This window comes from Chitinophaga sp. (genome assembly GCF_035564935.1).
Taxonomy (GTDB): domain Bacteria; phylum Bacteroidota; class Bacteroidia; order Chitinophagales; family Chitinophagaceae; genus Chitinophaga.
In genome coordinates this window covers 1-2,627 of sequence record NZ_DATMTE010000818.1, presented here as the reverse complement: position 1 = coordinate 2,627, position 2,627 = coordinate 1, and the positions used below count along the sequence as shown (strand labels likewise).

Sequence of the window (2,627 nt, the reverse complement as noted above, 5' to 3'; positions counted from 1 at the left end):
CAGGATTAGCAATAGTTTTTACTAATCTTCCCGAAATATCGTTGACCAAAACGTTTTTCACTTTAGCTGCATCAGAGATATTCAATACTTCAGAGAACGGATTCGGATATGCTTTAATCATATTTTTATTACCCGCAACTTCGTTTGTCGCCAATAGAGAAGCATCGTAAGCAGACAGCATAAACTGTCCTGTTGTACTTCCTCCTCCGGCTGTTCCTGTATATCTCCATACACTTACGTATAATGTAGCTCCAGGAGTCTGGCCTGTTACCGTAACTAAAGAAAAATTATCTACTCCACTGTCATCATCACAAGCAATACTTGTTAAAGAACCACAAGTTCCTGAATGAACAGAAAGCACCGTATCTGTAAATCCTGAACCGGTAACACCCTGTGTTTCGAAAGTGACACTTCCACTTGCCGGTACCACTACGCTGAACCAAACATTGTCTCCTCTGTTTGTCTGACAAGATGTAGTACCATCTGTGATAGCTCCTGCATTTGTAGAAGTAATGGCATTGGCTGCAAAGTTTCCTCCAACCGTTAAAGCTACTGCTCCTGAACAAGCATCATTTGCAGGCGGCGGCGGCGGAGTTCCGATACAGATATTAAAGCTGTTGCTGTATCCAGAACCGTTGCTGTTATAAGCTCTTACATAATAGGTCTGTCCCGGTGTCAATCCTCCTACAGTAGTCGTATTTGTAGTACCGCAGGCAACACTTGTTAAAGTACCACATGTTCCGCTGAATAGCTGTGTATATAAACTTGTAGACGATGAACTACCTGTAGAAACCACATTTGACAACGAAATCGTATGTGCCGTAGAAGTTGCCACAAAAGTATACCAAACATCATCATCCGCAGTACCAGTACAAGGAGCAACGGCGATATTAGAATTAGTAGCACTTAAAGTAGTACCTGCAGTTGTAGCCCCGCAAGCTAAATCAGGATTCACCGTTAACGCTACAGCATTAGCACACTCGTCGTTTGCCGGCGGCGGTGGCGGAGTTCCGATACAGATATTGAAACTTGCATTATATCCAGCACCTGAATATGTGTAAACTCTTACATAATACGTCTGTCCCGGCGTTAAACCACTTACAGTTCCCGTATTCGGATCTGAACATAATAAACTCGTCTGAGAACCACATGTTCCGCCCAATACCTGGAAGTACATATCTGAAGCAGTGGTTGTTCCTGTAGAAACAATATTTGATAAAGTTACTACATGCACTGTGCTTGTTGCTACAAATTTAAACCAAACATCATCATCCGGATTTCCATTACAAGGTGCAGCAGCCATAGATAAAGATGCTCCTAAAGTATTCCCCGGAGTTGTAGCTCCACAGGTAAGGTCAGGATTTACTGTCAAATCAACTGCTGCAGAACAATTATCATTAGCAGGCGGTGGCGTTGCCGTAGTTGTGAATGATCTTACCGTACATGCTGTTCCGGAGTTGGTCGTTGCATTGTAAGCAGTAACTGTATAATAATAAGTAGTTGTCGGGTTTAACGGTGCAGAAAATGTATAAGAAGTCACATTTCCTAAATCTACATTATTAATAATATCCGTACCTCCAGAAGTAGTTCCTACTGTCAGTCTGTAGCCCGTTGCACCGGTAACGGCTCCCCAAGCAATAGTAGGAAGCGTAGAAACTCCCGTAGCTGCTGCTGCCGGCGAACTTACCGTCGGACAAGGCATTGCCAATGTTGTGAAAGTACTTTCGGTACAGCCTGTAGCTTGCCCGATAACATTTTTCGGGAAAACAGTTACGTAATATTGTGTAGAATAACTTAGCGGTGTTGCAGAAGGAATTGCGTAAGAAGTTACGTTTCCTACATCTACTCCATTCATAATATTTGTTCCGCCCGGTGTTGTTCCCATATTGATTACATAGCTTGATGTAATCGGTGTTGCAGCCCATGTAATAGTAGGCGTTACAGAAACTCCTGTAGCCGCATTTGCCGGAGCAGAAACCGTAGTACAAGAAGGAGGTGTCGTTGGCGGAGGTACCGTTGCATCAAATGCAATAATAGGTCTTCTGTAGTTGGTAGAAGTAAGCGTTGCCCCGAAAGTACCTGTTGTACCTAGATATTTCGTTGTGTTACTGTTTGAAGTGTTGATACAAGGCCCGCTGTATTCATACTGCCAATAAATGGTAGAAGCCTGAGCCGTCGTCTGAACATATTCTGTATACACTGCCAGATTACTTCCTGCCGTATACACAAAATTCGTAGAATGCTGAAATTGTTTATAACCGGATGTACTTCCCACTGCAGTCTGTGGATTAGAATCATACACCAAAGTCGCAGCACCCGTTTCCGTAGCCCAATCCGGAGCAGCGGAACCAAAATCTGTAGCCGTTGTGTTTTTTAGATAAATTTTAAAGGTAGTTCCTGCATTCAAACTTCCGGAAGCCGTAGCCCGTCTGAAATACGTAGAAGTGATGGTACCATTTGCAATATCAACCAATTGAGAAGCCGGGATAATAAAAGCCATCCTTTGTTTCTCATTTGCCGTTGTATTACTTCTCATTACCGAATAGGTGATGTTGTCTACATTCGATGAACACGTTGCCACCGAAAAGCTTTGCCCCCAATACAGCTGACATGCCATGATACTTGTC

The 2,627-nt window shown here is 43.2% G+C and carries 1 protein-coding gene; it reads right to left on the bottom strand.

What is annotated here, in order from left to right; genetic code table 11:
• Nucleotides 1-2,536 (bottom strand): hypothetical protein (locus VN105_RS21355; protein ID WP_325644001.1); only part of this gene is annotated, 2,536 nt, incomplete at its 3' end.
• Nucleotides 2,537-2,627: the final 91 nt, after the last annotated feature.